Genomic DNA, 17,820 nt, shown 5'->3' on the forward strand with positions numbered 1-17,820 from the left:
AAACATGGATTTCACAACCTCTCTAATGGCTATACTAGAAAGTAATGCTAATGCTGAAGAAGCAGTAAGAATGGAAGCTTATATGAAAAATCGTTTTTCCTATTACGGTATAAAGGCCCCTATTCGAAAAGCACTTTTTAAAAATGTAGTTCGTGAATATATTCCTAAGTTATCTCATAATCATGTAATCCGTATTGCAAATACTCTTTACAAAAAACCGAAACGAGAACTTCATTATTGTGCTATGGAACTAGTTGATCAGTTCTTAAAAAAGAAATACAACATAGCAGATATTGATTTTATAGAACAACTTATTACCACCAATTCCTGGTGGGATTCGGTTGATTTTATTGCAAAACATATTTTGGGGAAATATTTGTTACAATTTCCTGATCAAGTACCTCTTATAATTGAGAAATTTTCAGACTCTGATAATATGTGGCTTAACCGAAGTGCACTCTTATTTCAATTAGGATATAAAGATAAAACAGATTTTCAATTATTATGTAAACTTTGTGAGCAGCATAAATCTTCTAATGAATTCTTTATCAAGAAAGCTGTTGGTTGGGCGTTACGAGAGTACTCAAAAGTAAATCCTGAAGCAGTTGTACAGTTTGTTTCTGAAACCAAACTCAAACATTTGTCCGAAAAAGAAGCTTTAAAGAGAATTAAATAAATCTAAAGCCTTTTGATATTGATTATTTTTAGGGCTATCGATAATAATTTGTAATCGCTCTTTAGCTTTATTAACATCATCCATTTTTAAATACGTTAAAGCCAAATACCAGTTTGCCTTTGAAGCATCAAGTGTATTGCTATGTAGTAATATTTCAAACGTTTTTAGCGCAGTTTCGTTTTGATCCAACTCTAATTGTGTAATACCTGTATACATTAATATTTGAGGATTCAAATTTTTAGACTCAACAGGCTGATGCGCTAAAAATATAGCTAATGCCTCTTGGTATTTTTGATTCCTGAAAAGCTTTTCTGCTGTTGCTAGAGCTGTATTTTCATCTCTTAAAGTTAAAGAAGGAAGGTCATTCCAATTTTTATACTCTGCATATAAACTTTTACTATCTATATCAGAATTATATTGGTAAAACACAAAAAAACCAATAGCAAAAACCGCTGCAATAGAGACTCCATAGCGTATCCATTTTTTTATACCAGATGTCGACTTATCTTGAAAATATCCCTTCTCTGTATTTTTTATACTATTTGCAATTGCCTTTCCTTTTTCACTTTTCAAAAAAGCTTCATATGCAACAACTTTAGGATTTTTTGCAGTATGTTCTTCTGTAATATTCCAATCTGTATCATTATATATTGTATGCATTTCCTGATAAGTCGTGACATCTTTTTGTAACTGAGGATTGGCATTCATTTTTTCTTCAAAAACCATCTTCTGTTCAGGAGTCATTTCTCCATAAAGATATAATTGTATTTCTCTTTCTAGATCATTCATAGGGATTTCAATTCTTTATAACGAGCATCAGATTGTATGGTTTCTTTAAGCTTTGATTTGCACTTAAAAATACGCTGCCGTACAGTATTTTCTGTAGCATATCCAAAAATTTCTGCAATTTTGATATAGGATGTTTTGTTAAAGAAATATTCCAGAATTTTTCTACAGTTATCTGAGATTTCTAATAATTTTTCCTGAAACAATTCCCATTTATCTTGCTCAAAAGCAGCTAACGCGATTTCTCGTTCTTCATGTACAAGATCAATAACTCGATCATTTGTTACCCGTCTTTTTGACAATTTTACATCTCTTCGCCATACATTCTTACAGGTAGTAAACAAATACCCTTCAAAAGTAGTTGTAATCTTAAGTTCTTTTACTTGTACTCTTGTAGCAAGTTGCAATAAACCTTTTTGCATAACATCTTTGGCATCATCCTCTGACCCATCATGTTTTAACACATAACTTAAGACTTTAGGGTATATGTATTTGTAGATTTCAAGAATCCCGGTTTCATTACCAGAGACAAGGCTTTCTAGTAAGAAATCATCGTGTTTTTTGTTGGTCATGTATTGTAAATAGGTCTAAAAGCTGATTCAAAAACTATGTGTACATAAAAATGTTAATACACCAGGGGGGGGGTAACATTTGTACATTTTGTGTATCCTAAGGTTAAACACACAAATTTAGATAATATTTTATTTAAGTTATAAAAGGGGGAAACTAGATTTGTGAATTTAACCAAAAAATTAAATCAATACTCATGAAAAAACACATTTTATTACTCTTAGGAATACTATTTTTAATTCTTCAAGCATGTACCACAGATGAAGAAATAACAATTAAGTCAAACGATGACTCAGAAATAACTACAACCATAAAAACCTATCCCGGAACCATAGATCGGCCGGCTATAAAATCAAGAAATAAAGTAGTCGTTCGGTATAAACCACATCTAACAGGTTCACAACGATATCTTATCAGAAATCAAAATCATGTTAAAAAACATAAAACATGTTCTTGTGGAGATGGTGATCTAGAGTTATGGATCATAGATAATGCTATGATTAGTGTAGAAGAAGTAGTTGAGAATTTAGAAACTGATGCTGATGTAGAAGGTGATTACCAATTATATTTTTCTATCGACAATCAGCAAATAGCTTTTGAAGATCCAACTCCAAATAATCTAATAGCACCTCCTGGAAACCGAAGTACAGTAAATATCGCTATAATTGATACTGGGATAGATTACGCATCATTTTCTAAACCTTTTTTATATAGTAACCCAAGAAATCAAAATTGCCCTGGTGAGGTTTCGGGCTATAATTTTGTTAATAAGAGTCCAAATGTACAAGACGATGCTGGTCATGGCACATTGGTTACCAAACTTATTACTTCAAAATTAGACAAAGAACACATAGATTATAGGGTTTTACCTGTAAAAGCATTTGATGAAAATGGTAGAGGTTCATATTGGAATATCATTTGCGCAATGAATTATGTGATCCATAAACAACCGGTAATAGATATTGTAAATATGAGTTTTGGATGGTATATAGCTCCAGAAGAAATACCAGAATCAAATCAAGAAATTCTAAAAATGATGATTGACAGCAAAATGAGAACTACATTATTTACAGCATCAGCAGGTAATGTTCCTTCTAATGAGCAGCCACATGATGTAGATACAGGAGGTAATTTGCATTTTCCTTCGGGCTATGATTCTGCCAATTTACTAACCGTTGCAGGATACAACCCCAGTAGCACCATATATATAGACCCAAAAACACATACGATAAAAAATGTAAAATTAGCAGATAGATCAAACTACGGGACTATAAGCATCGACATGGTTGCTCCATTTAGTGGTTACTTTCCTATTTCTGAAGAATTCGGAGAACCTGTGGGAACTTCTTTCTCCTGTGCATATACTACCGCTAGAGTAGCAGATTTTTTTACTATAGGTAGCACCCCCTCAAATGTTAAAAATGAGTTATGGGATTCTGCATATACTTCAACCGATATGCAAACGGTAACCAAAGAAGGAAAAGTTATAGTTCATAATAGAGAGAATTAGATCAATATAAAAACAATTCCTAATCAAAATTCATAAGCATCAAATAAAATTAGGCACTAGCTATCCGAAAGTTTTTATTTTCTTCATTCTTATATACTAAACTGAGTTTGTCGAAGTTCTTAAATCTATGGTTTTCAATTAGATTTCGACAAGCTCAATACGATAATTGGAACTATATTAAGACAATAAGAACAATACCCGTCTAAATAAGAATAATCTTATAAATAGGCATTTTTAAGGTTCACGTATTGATTGTACATAACTTTCGGATGTCAATAAAAATTAGAGAAGAGTATTTAATAATTTAAAATTATTTGTTTATGAAGAATTTACTGTATGTATTACCAATTCTTGGAGTATTATTTTTTGCATCATGTGAAAAAGATGAAATCAATGAGTCACAAGTAAGTGAAGTACTCCTTGATGTTGAACTCCAATCAGAAGTAGTTGATAATTTGGAAGCTGAGGCTGATGTAGAATAACTCTATCATTATCTACAACAAAGTTATTTTATAAGAAGCGGTTTTTTTCTAGAAAAAAACCGCTTCTTAACTTATATAAAATTCTTATTTTTATATAATGACCAACAAACCAACTTTAAAAATCTTACTCTTTTTGCTCACCCCTATCTTTTGCTTTACACAACAAAAAGAAAATCTACACAAAATTATTGCTTCAGATTATTCTATCGACGTACGCCAACAAAAATTAGATTCTTTTTTTTCAAAAAATGCTGAAACAATGTCTCCAAAAAACTTGGGAGATTGTTATCATGATTATAGTGTGAGATGGTATTATAGTATTAGATGGCGACAAGAAGGGAATGATACATTTTTGGAACAAGGGATTGAATATGCTAAAAAAGCTGCGCATATTAGAAAAAACCAAGACAGTATAAATTATAAAGGCTTAAAAAACTCATTATTTAATATCGGCTACTTTAATTATAAAAGAAAACATCATTTTGAAGCAATTGATGCTTATAACGAGTTGATAGCTATTGGACACACAGATAAAAAAACAATGGACGCCCATAGATTATCTGGTAATTCCTACACTGCAATAGGGGATTTTTATAAAGCCTTGCTTAGTTTTGAAAAAGTAATTTTGTTTTGTAAAAAAAATAAAAAGCACCCTAAATTATTGGTTCGCTCTCTGATAGATCGAGCAACTACTTATTCTGCAATGGGGTATCAAGAATTCTCTATAGAAATCCAAAGTGATTTGTTTAAAGCTGATTCTGTTATAGAAAGCGCGAGGCTACAAAGTAAATTTAACAAAAGTCGAATTCGTCAAATCGAAGGTAATAGACTTCTTATAACAGATGATTACCTAAATGCAATTCCTTTTTTTAAAAAGGCACTAGAAAGTCTTGATAAAAAAGATTCGACCTCTTTAGCAAAAATTTATAATAGTCTTGCTCTTTCATACCATAAATCATCAAATTTCAAGGAAGCTTTAGAAAATTCAAAAAAAGCTATTTCCTACAATCCATACATTAGTTCTCCTTACGAAAATTTAGGAGATTACTATATCCAGAATAATGAATTCGAAGAAGGGTTATTACAATACCAAAAAGCTATTGCACATGCTGTTAACAAAACCAAAGTAATTGCTTATACAGATATGATTTCATCTGAAATGTTAGAATTAGCGGCTAATAAAGATCTTCTATTAGGTCACCTCATCAGCAAAGCCAATGGTTGGGTTAGTTATTATAAGTTTGATCAAAATAAGCACCACCTTATACAAGCACTACAAACTTTTAAACTTGCAGATCAATTGGTAGATTTAATTCGCTTTGAAAGCACTGAGTACAAATCAAAGTTATTTTGGAGAGAACAAGGAGCAGCACTGTATATGAAAGCAGTAGAAGTTTCTTACTTGCTTAATGAACCAACAGCTGCCTATTATTTTATGGAAAAAAATAAGGCTTTATTATTATTAGAAGATATTACCAATGAGCAAGCCAAAAAAAATACCCAATTGCCTAACCATATAGCTAAACGTGAGTTTACATTAAAACGCAACATCCATCTTTCAGAAAACACATTGCAACATCATACAAATGAATCAAACGATACTGTTGCCATATTAAAAGACATAGTTTATAAACGCAAAAGAACCTATGAGCAATTTATGGATTCTCTTACCATTGCATTTCCGGATTATGCAGCTACCAAAGAAAAGATCACAATACTTTCATATACAGATTTCAAAAAAAAATATACTACAAACCAGGAGAATGTAATACAGTACATTCTTAATGATGATCAGGGGTATGGGTTATTTAGTTCTACTACCAAATCTATATTGTTTCCAATTCATGACGTTATCCAATTAAATGCAGATATTTTTACATTATATAAGCAATTATCTCATCCATTTTCTAATCAGAAGCAACTAACAATGTATCAGAACGTATCGTATCGGGTTTTTCAAAAACTAATTCCGGATAACGTGTATGACCTAATCAAAAGAAAAAATCTAACCATTATTCCTGACTATGTACTGCAACAATTATCATTTGAAACTTTAGTTCCTACAAATAAAACCCTCACATATCTAATAGAAGACACAGAAATCAGATATGCTTATTCTATGTCATATCTAGATCGTAATCAGCAGGTTTTAAGAAACCCAAAGAATGGTTTTCTTGGTATGGCACCAGTCAATTTTGACAAGGCAGGATTAAGTGAACTTAGGCATAGCAAAAATGAAATAACGGCCATTGAAAAAATATATCCTGGTAAAGTGGTATTAGATAATAATGCTACTAAAAATCTTTTTTTTAATTATAGCAATGATTATCGTGTAATTCATCTTTCTACACATGCCGATGTTGGAAACACTGCTAACCCATGGATTGCATTTGCTGATTCCACAATCTCTTTACATGAAATATATGCTACCAAAAATCAATCCGACATGGTTGTGCTTAGTGCCTGTAAAACATCTTTAGGAGAACTAAAAAAAGGAGAAGGTGTAATGAGCCTGGCAAGAGGTTTCTTTCATTCTGGAACCAAAAGTGTTCTCTCATCATTATGGTCTGCTAATGATAAATCTAACCAAGAGTTAATGATCAATTTTTATAAAAACCTAAATCTAGGGCTAACTAAATCTGCGGCATTACGAAAAACAAAACTTAACTATATCAATTCACATACCGGTAGTGAACAATCTCCTTTTTATTGGGGTTCATTAGTCTTGATAGGTGATAACGAAGTGCTACAGTTATCATCTGGTTTTCCTATTTGGGGTTGGACTGGACTACTAGTAGTTTTAATACTAGCTGCTGTTCTTTTTTATAGAAAGAGAAAATAATCTAGACTACCCTACTACCCCACTTTATCAATGTTATTTTTTGAATTTCAATAACGTATCAGAAGATATACACTATGCTTTTTCAGGTATCTTTTTATTTTTTATAAAATCTTTGGGTAACATTTATTGAGTTACATACTCCACTATACAAATAAACAATTGTTTTACTACAGACTGATCATCTGATAGGGGAATACAGGAATAAAGAAATTATAGTATACATTCTTGTGAATTCTAAAAAGCAGATTATAATCTCTTATCTGCATAAAAATAAAGAGGGGAAAATCTTAAAATCATAAACAATGAAAAAGTTATTATTAGCATTTCCGATAATGGGAATATTATTTTTAGTATCATGTGAACACAATGAGAGTAATGATATTATTGAAGAAACACAAAACGTTGATCAAAATGAAATTAAAGTGACTAAAAACAATGCCGCCAAAGGTCTTGATATTGCAATTCCTCCTGGATTATACGGGCCTATTAACCCACATGTGATGCATAAGGTTGTATACACATACCACCCAACTCAGTCGCAGTTAAATGCCATTCCTAAATCATCCAGGAAATTTAAAATTCATTTTGAAGTAGATAATCCATTTATACCTGGTACAGCATGGATTCATAAAGCAAGTTTTGATGTAGCTACAAACTCATCAACGGTGGTATTTCCTGTAGAGTATAACAACACAGATACCAGATGGAGAGTTCGATATCAAATGTATCATAAAAATGCTCGAATTAGTTATTCAAAAAGTAAGGTAGTTACTGTAGATGTACCTGCAATACCATAAATGATTTAAAATAGTTTTAGAATAATTTAATTTATAGCAAGTCCTCCTTTATATCAGAAACGATATAAAGGGGGACTTGTATTTTTTGAAGAATTTTTAATAAGCATTATCTATTTAAATTAAAATAAATAGATTTTTTTCAGAATTCTTGGGTAACATTTCTATAACCACATACTCCTCTATACAAATAAACAATTGTTTAATGGATTGATCATCCATAGATCGTAACATCATTTTTAGAATCTTTAAAATGAACCTATTTGAATCAAAAGAACAAAACCATCTAAACGGTAAGAAACCACAATAACAAGGGTTTCTAAAAAAATGATCTTATACATTCATCTAAGTTTCTAAAAAAAACAGATTATAGTCTCTTATCTGTATAAAAATCATAGAGATCATCTTAAAACCTAATAAAAATGAAAAAGCTATTATTAGTATTTCCAATACTAGGAATGTTATTTTTTGCATCATGTGATCGTGATGAAACGAATGAAACAACTGATATTACTGGTGAAACAGAAATAGAAGAAGTTAAAAGTTTATATGACTTTCATACAGATATTAAAATTCAGTCTGATGAAGGAAGCGAAGCGATAATGAGGGTATTCTCTAATTCTGAACAAGAATTATCTAATTATTCCAATAAAAATATGATGTTGGTAGAAATTGGAAATAAAGAAACCTTAAAACAGAGTTTGACTCGTCATGGTGTTGTGCAAGAGGGTCAAGAGAATTCATCTGAAGAAGAAAAGAATATTGATCTTCCGCAGAATGATGATAACATCGTAGATGACATTGCCTTTCAATTGGTAAAAATTACTAAAAGAAATCCAAATGTAAAATATGCTGTTAGTTTTATACATCCAGAAACTAATTCTTCTAAAGCTTCTTGGAAGACATATACTCATTTAAGTCCAGTTAATTCTAAGTTTGCAGAAATATTAAGGCATTCTGTAGTACGAAGAGTATATTATGGACTTAGGTTCAAAGAACACTCATACAATAGTTGGACAAATATTGTTAGTGAATGGAAAAAAGTAAAAAATGGTCAAAGTTTTTCTCATCATAAAGATCCTTGCTATCAATTTAGAATGCGAGTTAAAACAAAAAAGAGATCAGCCTACACTGTTTCTTTTGGGTACTAAAAGGTATTTAAAACCATATTAGATTTATTAATAGATGTCGTTTGTATATTAAATTTACAAACGACATCTTTATTTTAGTACTAAAACCACTTCTTTTCGAAGTTTTCTGACATATATAAAATCAAAGATCAATCTACCTTTTTTATTTTACCCATACCACGATGATCCAACTTTGTGGTTTTAGCATCTCCTTTATAATAAACGCTACCAATACCAGAAGAAGTTATACTAATTTCTTGTTGTGCATTTACTTCTACTTTTCCGATACCTGAGTTATTAATCTCTAATTTCTGAGCAACCAAATCAAAAGCTCTTAAAGCTCCTGTGCCATTATTATTAAGAATTACTTCTGCAACTTTTCCTTTCAAAGTAAAATTACCTACCATTGAAATTTCACCATCTAATTTTTTACAATCTAATTCTAAAGACGTATTTCCTACTCCAGATGCTTCGACATCAAGTGCATTAAGGGAAAGCTTAGAAGAAGTTTTAACATTTCCTACTCCTCTTACCTCTAGCTTTTCTATATCCTTTAAAGTCACATAAACATTCATTTTGGTTTTTTTCTTCACCTTTATTCCTTTTTTCCGGTTTAAAACCAATGCATTCCCTTTGTTTTTGATAACTACAACTTCTTGTAAATTCTCATCAGTTTCTACTTTCACAGATTCCTTTGCTCCTTGAGTAAGGTATACATTATAAACTCCATTTATAATGATCTCATTAAAAGATGATATTGCTCTTTCTTGAGTGACAACATTACCATTACCTCTTAACTTATTTTGAGCAGTCATTTGGTTAATAGTAAATAAAGATACCACCATATAGAGTAGCGCTACGAAATTATTGTTTTGTGTTTTCATTTTAGATATGTTTTAAATGTTCTTGAATGATTATGTATAATCAAAAGATAAAACTATTCTCATATTGTTACAGTTTGTGAGGAACAAAATTAGAAAGATGTAACTAATAGTATAGATTAGTGCAATAAAAAATGCGCAGCTTTTGGCTGCGCATTTTAATTTATATATAAACTAGTAGTATATACTTACTTCACTTCTTCAAAGTCGACATCTTCTACATCACTTCCTTCAGAATCATCACTAGAAGATTGGTCTGCTCCTGCATCAGGACCAGGTTGTTCTCCCTGTTGTGCGTCTGCCTGAGCTTTGTACATTTCTTCACTAGCTACTTTCCATGCTTCATTGATTTTATCAAGAGCAGGTGTAATCACCGCAAGATCTTTAGACTCATACGCTTTCTTCAATTCTTCTAAAGCTTCCTCAACTGGTTTTTTCTTATCATCAGATAATTTATCTCCAAATTCTTTAAGTTGCTTTTCTGTCTGGAAGATCATTCCATCTGCTTCATTAAGCTTGTCTGCAGTTTCTTTTGCTGTTTTATCAGCTTCGGCATTTGCTTCTGCTTCTTGCTTCATTTTCTCAATTTCTTCTTCTGTTAATCCTGAAGAAGCTTCGATACGAATATCCTGAGATTTGTTTGTAGCTTTATCTGTAGCAGAGACTTTGATAATACCATTAGCATCGATATCAAAAGTAACTTCGATCTGAGGAGTTCCTCTTTGTGCTGGTGGAATCCCGTCTAAATGAAAACGACCAATTGTTTTATTATCTGCTGCCATTGGGCGCTCCCCTTGTAGCACATGGATCTCTACAGACGGCTGATTATCTGCAGCTGTAGAAAACACTTGTGATTTCTTGGTAGGGATCGTAGTGTTAGCTTCAATAAGCTTAGTCATTACATTACCCATTGTTTCGATACCAAGAGAAAGTGGAGTTACATCTAATAAAAGTACATCTTTAACATCTCCTGTTAATACTCCTCCTTGAATTGCTGCTCCAACGGCAACAACCTCATCAGGATTAACTCCTTTACTAGGTGCTTTCCCAAAGAATTTCTCTACTGCTTCCTGTACTGCAGGAATACGAGTAGATCCACCAACTAATATGATTTCATCGATATCACTTGTAGATAATCCTGCTGCCTTAAGTGCTGTACGGCAAGGTTCGATAGTTCTTTTTACTAAGTCATCAATTAATTGATCAAATTTTGACTTAGTTAATGATCTTACCAAGTGCTTAGGTCCACTTGCTGTAGCCGTAACATATGGTAAATTAATTTCTGTTTGTGAAGATGATGACAATTCAATCTTAGCTTTTTCTGCAGCTTCTTTAAGACGTTGCAATGCCATTGGATCCTTTCTAAGATCCATATTTTCATCAGCTTTGAATTCTTCTGCTAACCAATCAATGATTTTTTGATCTACATCATCTCCTCCTAAATGTGTATCACCGTCTGTAGATAATACTTCAAAAACGCCATCTCCAAGTTCTAAGATAGATACATCATGTGTACCACCACCAAAATCAAATACAACGATTTTCTGATCTGTACCTTTTTTATCAAGTCCATATGCCAAAGCTGCTGCTGTAGGCTCATTGATAATTCGCTCTACTTTAAGTCCTGCAATCTCACCAGCTTCTTTAGTAGCCTGGCGTTGTGCATCATTAAAGTAAGCAGGTACAGTAATTACTGCGCTAGTTACATCCTGACCAAGATAATCTTCTGCAGTTTTCTTCATTTTCTGAAGTGTCATTGCAGATAATTCTTGTGGTGTATATAAACGTCCATCGATATCTACTCGAGGTGTGTCATTATCTCCTTTTACAACTTTATAAGCTGCTCTTTCAGCTTCTTTTGAAGATTCTGAGAATTTATTTCCCATAAATCTCTTAATTGAAGAGATAGTCTTAGTTGGATTTGTAACCGCCTGACGTTTTGCAGGGTCTCCAACTTTAATTTCTCCTCCTTCTACAAAAGCAATTACAGAAGGGGTGGTTCTTTTACCTTCGGCATTAGGGATTACTACAGGCTCATTACCTTCCATTACAGAAACACAAGAGTTGGTTGTCCCTAAGTCTATTCCTATTATTTTACTCATTTTTATCTTAAATTGTTATACTATTGTTCTTAATACTTATTGCTGTTAGGTCAATGATTATGCCATTACGATCTATCTGACAGGATGTCATTATCATCATCAACTTTAGTGACTTAATTATAAACTGAAAAACAAAAACAGGATTAACTATTCTTTAAAAAATAAGTTTCTTTGTTGCCAAAAAACTATATTTACCCCCGAAATTTTATCAATATTTTTGTGTTATGGAATGCATTAGTGTTTTTGATATGCTGAAAATAGGCGTAGGCCCCTCAAGTTCACATACATTAGGCCCATGGCGGGCAGGAAGACGTTGGATCGCAGAATTAAAAGAACAAGAACTCTTTGAATCTGTTTCGACCATTACTATTGATCTTTTTGGATCATTATCTTTAACCGGAAAAGGGCATGCAACAGATATCGCTGTCATCCTAGGGTTATATGGCTATGATCCGCAAACCATAGATGTTTCCAAAATCAACACTATTATTGACAACCTTAATACTTCTAAGGAACTCTTTTTAAATAGTGAAGTTTACATACCTTTTGATCCCGAAACACAAATTATTTTTAATAGAGAATTCAAAGAATTTCATCCTAATGGCATGACTTTTCATGCCAATCTAAAAGATGGAAATAAAGTTTCTTCCTCTTTTTATTCTATCGGCGGAGGTTTTGTAGTAAAAGAAGAACGAAAGAGAAAAGAACAAAAGCTTACTGCTTTTAAACAATTCCCTATGCCTATCCATAAGGCAACCGATCTTTTGGAATATTGTACTTCAAAAAACAAAAAAGTATCTGAAATTGTTCTTGATAATGAGCGTTCACTGCATAATGATGATGAAATTGATGAAAGGATAGCTCAAGTGTGGAATGTAATGCTTGAGTCTATGTACACTGGATGCCATACAGAAGGTACTTTGCCTGGTGGATTGAATGTAAGGCGAAGAGCATATGATACTCATAAAAAATTAATAGGCAATACGCCATATACTACTCCAACAGAATGGATTGAAGCTATACGAAATACTGAAGTCAAATTTCGTCAAATATTAAAATGGGTATCATGTCTTGCTTTGGCAGTTAATGAGGTAAATGCATCTCTGGGTCGTGTAGTGACAGCCCCTACCAATGGAAGTGCTGGTGTTATACCGGCCGTAATGATGTACTATATGGTTATTGAAAATCATGATGCAAATTTTGATGATGTAAAACAATTCATGCTCGTCGCTGGAGAAATTGGCAGTCTTTTCAAAAAGGGCGCTACTATTTCTGCAGCTATGGGGGGATGCCAGGCAGAAATTGGTGTCTCATCTGCTATGGCGGCTGGAGCATTGACAGAACTCATGGGAGGCACTCCCGAACAAGTTCTAATGGCAAGTGAAATTGCAATGGAACATCATCTAGGACTAACATGTGATCCAATAGCTGGATTAGTACAGATTCCTTGTATCGAAAGAAATGCAATGGGAGCTATAAAGGCCATTAATGCTTGTGAAATGGCATTAGACACAAATGCTGCAAATGCCAAAGTTCCCTTAGATAAGGTGATCGAAACCATGTGGGAAACTGCTCAAGATATGAATACAAAATATAAAGAAACCAGTGAAGGTGGTTTGGCTGTAAAAGTAAATCTTAGTGATTGCTAAACTTCAGATTACCAGTAACAATTTACACGTTTTTCAATGTATTAATTCTCAATATTGAATATAAATCATTGCTTGCACCCTTCTTTAAATCTGGTATCAGCAATAGCAATAATTTTCCACCTTTTACCATCATTAAATAGTTGAAATACATTCACTCCACAATGACTGAAATTATCGTTGACATAAAACTCATATGGAGTCCATGCATTTGCAATAGCAGAATCTGCGTCAATTTTAAAAGCTAGCAATCGTTCGTCCCATTTTTGCTCTTCAGGTCTATTTTGTATAGCCGTTAGAATTTTTTCTACTTCAGTTTTAACTGTCTTCACCTCCCCTTCTTTGGTTCTTACTATCGTCTGTACTGCAATATTTTCGTCTATTGTAGTCTTCATTTTAGCTGTATCACCAGCGTGAAAACCTTCAAAGAACTCCAAAATAGTTTGCTTTACTTCATTTTCATATTTGTTTTTATTTTCTTTAGAAACATCTTTCTGAGAAAAAGTAGTATATGAAATAAGTAAAGTAACTAATATCAATAATTTATGCATAATGTTTATTATTTTAAATACGCATAAAAATAAGGTTTTAATTACTTCTATACTATATAATTTTCACTTCTACATTCTAAAGGAAAATCAAAACAAATTACACTTGTCATGATATAGGTAATTGATTACTTTTACAATCCTAAAAACAATTCAAAATGTCTACAGCAAAAAAAGATTATAAGCGTGTTACAGTAAAATCTCTTATAGAGATGAAGGCTAACCTAGAGAAGATATCTATGCTAACCGCTTATGATTACACTATGGCCAAAATTGTTGATGGAGCTGGAGTGGATGTTATTCTTGTAGGTGATTCTGCCTCTAACGTAATGGCAGGTCATGAAACTACATTACCTATTACCTTAGATCAGATGATTTATCATGCATCTTCTGTAATTCGAGCAATTGATCGCGCATTGATTGTTGTCGACCTACCTTTTGGAAGCTATCAGAGTGATCCTAAAGAAGCTTTACGTTCTTCAATACGTATTATGAAAGAATCAGGCGGACATGCTGTAAAACTTGAAGGAGGTAAAGAAGTTAAGGAATCTATTAAAAGGATTCTTAATGCCGGTATTCCGGTTATGGGTCACCTTGGTCTTACTCCGCAATCTATATATAAATTCGGAACCTATACTGTACGGGCAAAAGAAGAAGAAGAAGCACAAAAATTAAAACAAGATGCTCTTATGCTTGAGAAAGCAGGATGTTTTGCAATTGTTCTTGAAAAAGTGCCTGCCAAATTGGCTAGAGAAGTAGCCGAAAGTCTTACTATTCCTATCATTGGTATTGGAGCAGGAAATGGTGTAGATGGGCAAGTGTTGGTAACTCATGATATGCTAGGAATGACTCACGAATTTAATCCTCGTTTTTTAAGACGTTATTTAGACTTATATACAGAAATGACTAATGCTTTTAAACAATATGTTACCGATGTGAAGGCTGTTGATTTCCCTAATGAAGATGAGCAATATTAATTAGTTGTTAGTCGAAAATATTCAATTACCTTATTTACAAAAGTTGACCAAAAAAATCATTTCAAATAAAGATAATCTACAGGTTCTCTATGAAGATAACCATATTATTATTGTCAACAAACGTCCAGGAGATATTGTACAAGGTGATAAGACAGGAGATAAACCTCTTAACGAAGTTGTCAAAGAGTATATTGCAGAAAAATATAATAAGCCAGGAGCAGTATACTTGGGTGTTGTCCATAGGTTAGATCGTCCTACAAGCGGAATTGTTGTTTTTGCAAGAACAAGTAAAGCCCTTCCTAGACTTAACGCATTATTTGCTAACAAAGAAGCTCAAAAAACATATTGGGCCGTGGTAAAGGATTGCCCACCAAAAAAACATGACAACTTAACACATTGGCTAAAACGTAATCCAAAACAAAATAAATCCTATGCACATACAAACGAAGTACCTGACAGTAAAAAAGCAGTTTTAGAATATCAGTTAATCAAAAAACTAGATAATTATTGTTTATTAGAAATTGATCTTCATACTGGGCGTCATCATCAAATACGCTCACAACTCTCTAGTATTGGTTGCATAATCAAAGGTGATCTGAAATATGGGGCCGATCGGAGTAATAAAGATGGTAGTATTCATTTACATGCCCGAAAGTTATCTTTTATTCATCCCGTTAAAAAAGAGAATATATCTATTATTGCTCCTCCTCCAAAAGACAGTATATGGAATATTTGTTATTAAAATAATAATAACATGGAATCAACTTTAAATTTTTTAGATCAAATCGATTGGAAATCATTATGGGAAATTATTAGAGATATTGTATTACCCCATTCTGGTACTTTGATTTTAAACTGTATCCTTTTTTTGTTCTTAGGTTTTATTATAGCTATTGTTTATTGTATTGTTTTATATCGAAAAGGTATTTTTAAGAGAACCCCAAAATATTATAACTGGGCTGTAAAACTCTATATCCCGTTATTAATTATCGGAATGTTGTATGTATTTGGACAATGGGGTATAATACGGGGGGTATATAGAATAATAAATGTAGAGCGTCCTATAGTCGTCACAAATATTTATAAGGGTACATTAGAATATTTTTTTGATAATGAACAAGAAAAAAATAAATTTTTAATTTCTCTTCAACTCTTAGCAATGGAAACAGAATCTAGTTCAAAAGATTTTATAACATTGCTCAAAAGCCATTATGAAAAAAAAGAAACTAAAGATCAATCGTTTATCGGTTCTGTAGAAAACAAATTAGCTACATTTTTTATCAATCATTATGGAGAAGAAATTTACACCTATGCTCTATACAATATGATTACTACAGCTGCTGGAAAAGGAGCTCATGTTGATGTTTCGGATTCCTTTTCTTATGAACAGTTTAAAGTTGCTATTGATTTCTTATTAGAAGTAGGGCATCAAGATTTGGAAAAAATAATTTTAGAAAAATTAGATAATTGGTTACAAGACGTACTTTCATCTCAATATTATAGCATAATAAAATCGTTACTCATTCTACTCATTTTAATAATGATAATACCATTTATAGAGTATTTCATCTACAAAAAATGGATTGCTCCCAAATATAATACGCAGATATCATAAAACTTGTTTAATCGAATTCATACAAAATCTATATCTACAAGCAAAACAATATAACAAAGTGAAATATTTTGAAGCAGTTTCGAGCTGTAATAGATTTTCTAATACATAATAATATGGGGTGAAATGTGTTTCATTTTTTTCTGGCTAAACTAAAAATCTGATACTTTTCTTATGAATTAATTTAGATCAGAACTAGTATAGAAGCATCAATTCGAGTGATTTTTCAGAATAAAATGGAGAAAAAAACTGTATCGAAAATATTTTTTTTCGAGAAAGAGTCACTATTTTCTTAGGTCGCATCGAATTGATGTAATTTTCTTACATCTAATTCAGATTAATAGAGTGTCATATTTTTAGAAAGTTATACTATTTCAAAACTATGTTTTGCATATGTATCGTTTACCTATATGTTCTTATACTCTCCACAACAACAGAAGTTAAAATTAGAACACCTCCAATAATTGTCGAAAACACGGGAATTTCTTTCAAGAAAATGATTCCTATAATAATACCATACACTGGTTGCACACTACTGATAATACTAGCTGTTGTGATTGAAAATCGTTTAAAACTTGCCAAAAACAACGTATGTCCGATAGCAGTGGTTAATAAAGCCAAAGTTAAGGTAGGTAACCATTGGTTTTTTATACCAGAGCTATCCATAATAAATAAAAATGGTAAAAGAAGAATGCTAATAACGATTAATTGATACCACATCAATACCGAACCATTATAGTTGCCTACTTTGGTTTTCATGATAAGGTTTCTCAATGAATAGCACAAAGCAGAGATTATACCTAAAATTACTGCTTTTGTATATGAATTACTAAAATCCAGATCAGGAACCAAAAAATAAATACCTAGTAACACTAACAATGCTAATAGTAAATGTATTTTCTGAAATTTTGTTTTTAATAATATAGGTTCTAATAGCGCCGTAATAACTGGATAAGTAAATATAGAAAGCATTCCAATAGCAACATTGGATAGTTTTAAAGCATAGAAATAGGTAATCCAATGCAATCCCATCAATACTCCACTTAAAATAATTGTGAGTCGATCTTTACTCCCTGTTCTAAAAGAAATGCCTTTCCATCTGCAAAAAATAAATAACAATATCCCCGCTAGAATAGATCTAAAACAAATAATCACAGGTACGGGCATATCGATATACCTTCCTAATGCTCCCGAGGTGCTAATTAGCAACATTGCAAAATTTAACTCGAGTATATTTTTTAAGTGTTGGTTACTTTTTGACAAG

Annotated in this window: 16 protein-coding genes; 10 read left to right on the plus strand and 6 right to left on the minus strand. The window is 32.2% G+C overall.

All coding sequences use genetic code 11. The features are described from left to right. Positions 1-4 precede the first annotated feature (4 nt). On the plus strand, positions 5-676 hold the full coding sequence (locus ATE84_RS18735; RefSeq protein WP_101449412.1) for a DNA alkylation repair protein: 672 nt from the start codon (positions 5-7) through the stop codon (positions 674-676). Here the strand turns inward: ATE84_RS18735 and ATE84_RS18740 are convergent. Beyond that, on the minus strand, positions 659-1,465 hold the full coding sequence (locus tag ATE84_RS18740) for a hypothetical protein (protein WP_101449413.1): 807 nt from the start codon (positions 1,463-1,465) through the stop codon (positions 659-661). The two genes, ATE84_RS18735 and ATE84_RS18740, sit on opposite strands and share 18 nt — an antisense overlap. Next, positions 1,462-2,034: an RNA polymerase sigma factor gene (locus ATE84_RS18745; RefSeq protein WP_101449414.1), complete on the minus strand. Its 573-nt coding sequence runs from the start codon at positions 2,032-2,034 to the stop codon at positions 1,462-1,464. The genes ATE84_RS18740 and ATE84_RS18745 overlap by 4 nt, the downstream gene beginning before the upstream one ends. A gap of 194 nt (positions 2,035-2,228) precedes the next feature. On the opposite strand from ATE84_RS18745, the gene ATE84_RS18750 reads away from it, so the two are divergent. The 5 genes from ATE84_RS18750 (at position 2,229) to ATE84_RS18765 (ending at position 8,811) form a co-directional block, all read left to right on the plus strand. Then, positions 2,229-3,542: a S8 family serine peptidase gene (locus ATE84_RS18750; protein ID WP_101449415.1), complete on the plus strand. Its 1,314-nt coding sequence runs from the start codon at positions 2,229-2,231 to the stop codon at positions 3,540-3,542. A 320-nt stretch (positions 3,543-3,862) separates the two neighbouring features. After that, positions 3,863-4,024, plus strand: coding sequence for a hypothetical protein (locus ATE84_RS26310; protein WP_158237297.1), 162 nt, complete (start codon positions 3,863-3,865; stop codon positions 4,022-4,024). 133 nt (positions 4,025-4,157) lie between these two features. Then, positions 4,158-6,866 (plus strand): CHAT domain-containing tetratricopeptide repeat protein, encoded by a 2,709-nt coding sequence (locus ATE84_RS18755; protein WP_158237298.1) that lies wholly within the window; start codon positions 4,158-4,160, stop codon positions 6,864-6,866. 302 nt (positions 6,867-7,168) lie between these two features. Further along, entirely contained in the window at positions 7,169-7,663 is a 495-nt protein-coding gene (locus ATE84_RS18760; RefSeq protein WP_101449417.1) for a hypothetical protein, read from the plus strand. Between the two features lie 419 nt (positions 7,664-8,082). Continuing rightward, positions 8,083-8,811: a hypothetical protein gene (locus ATE84_RS18765; protein WP_101449418.1), complete on the plus strand. Its 729-nt coding sequence runs from the start codon at positions 8,083-8,085 to the stop codon at positions 8,809-8,811. Positions 8,812-8,939: 128 nt separating this feature from the next. Here ATE84_RS18765 and ATE84_RS18770 read toward each other — a convergent pair whose 3' ends face one another. Together ATE84_RS18770 and dnaK are read right to left on the minus strand one after the other, a co-directional pair. Then, positions 8,940-9,674 carry a head GIN domain-containing protein gene (locus tag ATE84_RS18770; protein ID WP_101449419.1) on the minus strand — a complete coding sequence of 245 codons (735 nt, stop codon included), beginning with the start codon at positions 9,672-9,674 and terminating at the stop codon, positions 8,940-8,942. A gap of 185 nt (positions 9,675-9,859) precedes the next feature. Then, positions 9,860-11,773: a molecular chaperone DnaK gene (gene dnaK / locus ATE84_RS18775; RefSeq protein ID WP_101449420.1), complete on the minus strand. Its 1,914-nt coding sequence runs from the start codon at positions 11,771-11,773 to the stop codon at positions 9,860-9,862. A 224-nt stretch (positions 11,774-11,997) separates the two neighbouring features. Here dnaK and ATE84_RS18780 point away from each other — a divergent pair, with 224 nt between their 5' ends. After that, on the plus strand, positions 11,998-13,422 hold the full coding sequence (locus tag ATE84_RS18780; RefSeq protein ID WP_101449421.1) for an L-serine ammonia-lyase: 1,425 nt from the start codon (positions 11,998-12,000) through the stop codon (positions 13,420-13,422). A 65-nt stretch (positions 13,423-13,487) separates the two neighbouring features. Here ATE84_RS18780 and ATE84_RS18785 read toward each other — a convergent pair whose 3' ends face one another. Beyond that, the gene (locus ATE84_RS18785) at positions 13,488-13,970 is read right to left on the minus strand and encodes a nuclear transport factor 2 family protein (RefSeq protein WP_101449422.1); all 483 of its coding nucleotides are present in this window, start codon (positions 13,968-13,970) and stop codon (positions 13,488-13,490) included. Positions 13,971-14,125: 155 nt separating this feature from the next. On the opposite strand from ATE84_RS18785, the gene panB reads away from it, so the two are divergent. Genes panB through ATE84_RS18800 form a run of 3 tightly spaced genes read left to right on the plus strand, consistent with a single transcriptional unit; the run spans position 14,126 to position 16,559 of the window. Further along, entirely contained in the window at positions 14,126-14,944 is an 819-nt protein-coding gene (gene panB, locus ATE84_RS18790) for a 3-methyl-2-oxobutanoate hydroxymethyltransferase (RefSeq protein WP_101449423.1), read from the plus strand. A 43-nt stretch (positions 14,945-14,987) separates the two neighbouring features. Then, the gene (locus tag ATE84_RS18795; protein ID WP_101449424.1) at positions 14,988-15,686 is read left to right on the plus strand and encodes an RluA family pseudouridine synthase; all 699 of its coding nucleotides are present in this window, start codon (positions 14,988-14,990) and stop codon (positions 15,684-15,686) included. 12 nt (positions 15,687-15,698) lie between these two features. Continuing rightward, positions 15,699-16,559, plus strand: coding sequence for a hypothetical protein (locus ATE84_RS18800; RefSeq protein ID WP_101449425.1), 861 nt, complete (start codon positions 15,699-15,701; stop codon positions 16,557-16,559). Positions 16,560-16,958: 399 nt separating this feature from the next. Here ATE84_RS18800 and ATE84_RS18805 read toward each other — a convergent pair whose 3' ends face one another. After that, positions 16,959-17,819 (minus strand): DMT family transporter, encoded by an 861-nt coding sequence (locus ATE84_RS18805; RefSeq protein ID WP_233195843.1) that lies wholly within the window; start codon positions 17,817-17,819, stop codon positions 16,959-16,961. Position 17,820: the final 1 nt, after the last annotated feature.

It is taken from the genome of Aquimarina sp. MAR_2010_214 (assembly GCF_002846555.1).
In the GTDB taxonomy this organism is placed as follows: Bacteria; Bacteroidota; Bacteroidia; order Flavobacteriales; family Flavobacteriaceae; genus Aquimarina.

What these genes read in the sequence shown, in the direction of transcription:
- ATE84_RS18740 (WP_101449413.1), bottom strand. Translation starts at nt 1,465, where the DNA reads ATGAATGATCTAGAAAGAGAAATACAATTATATCTTTATGGAGAAATG.
- ATE84_RS18765 (WP_101449418.1), top strand. Translation starts at nt 8,083, where the DNA reads ATGAAAAAGCTATTATTAGTATTTCCAATACTAGGAATGTTATTTTTT.
- ATE84_RS18800 (WP_101449425.1), top strand. Translation starts at nt 15,699, where the DNA reads ATGGAATCAACTTTAAATTTTTTAGATCAAATCGATTGGAAATCATTA.
- panB (WP_101449423.1), top strand. Translation starts at nt 14,126, where the DNA reads ATGTCTACAGCAAAAAAAGATTATAAGCGTGTTACAGTAAAATCTCTT.
- dnaK (WP_101449420.1), bottom strand. Translation starts at nt 11,773, where the DNA reads ATGAGTAAAATAATAGGAATAGACTTAGGGACAACCAACTCTTGTGTT.
- ATE84_RS18735 (WP_101449412.1), top strand. Translation starts at nt 5, where the DNA reads ATGGATTTCACAACCTCTCTAATGGCTATACTAGAAAGTAATGCTAAT.
- ATE84_RS18780 (WP_101449421.1), top strand. Translation starts at nt 11,998, where the DNA reads ATGGAATGCATTAGTGTTTTTGATATGCTGAAAATAGGCGTAGGCCCC.
- ATE84_RS18785 (WP_101449422.1), bottom strand. Translation starts at nt 13,970, where the DNA reads ATGCATAAATTATTGATATTAGTTACTTTACTTATTTCATATACTACT.
- ATE84_RS18760 (WP_101449417.1), top strand. Translation starts at nt 7,169, where the DNA reads ATGAAAAAGTTATTATTAGCATTTCCGATAATGGGAATATTATTTTTA.
- ATE84_RS18750 (WP_101449415.1), top strand. Translation starts at nt 2,229, where the DNA reads ATGAAAAAACACATTTTATTACTCTTAGGAATACTATTTTTAATTCTT.
- ATE84_RS26310 (WP_158237297.1), top strand. Translation starts at nt 3,863, where the DNA reads ATGAAGAATTTACTGTATGTATTACCAATTCTTGGAGTATTATTTTTT.
- ATE84_RS18770 (WP_101449419.1), bottom strand. Translation starts at nt 9,674, where the DNA reads ATGAAAACACAAAACAATAATTTCGTAGCGCTACTCTATATGGTGGTA.
- ATE84_RS18745 (WP_101449414.1), bottom strand. Translation starts at nt 2,034, where the DNA reads ATGACCAACAAAAAACACGATGATTTCTTACTAGAAAGCCTTGTCTCT.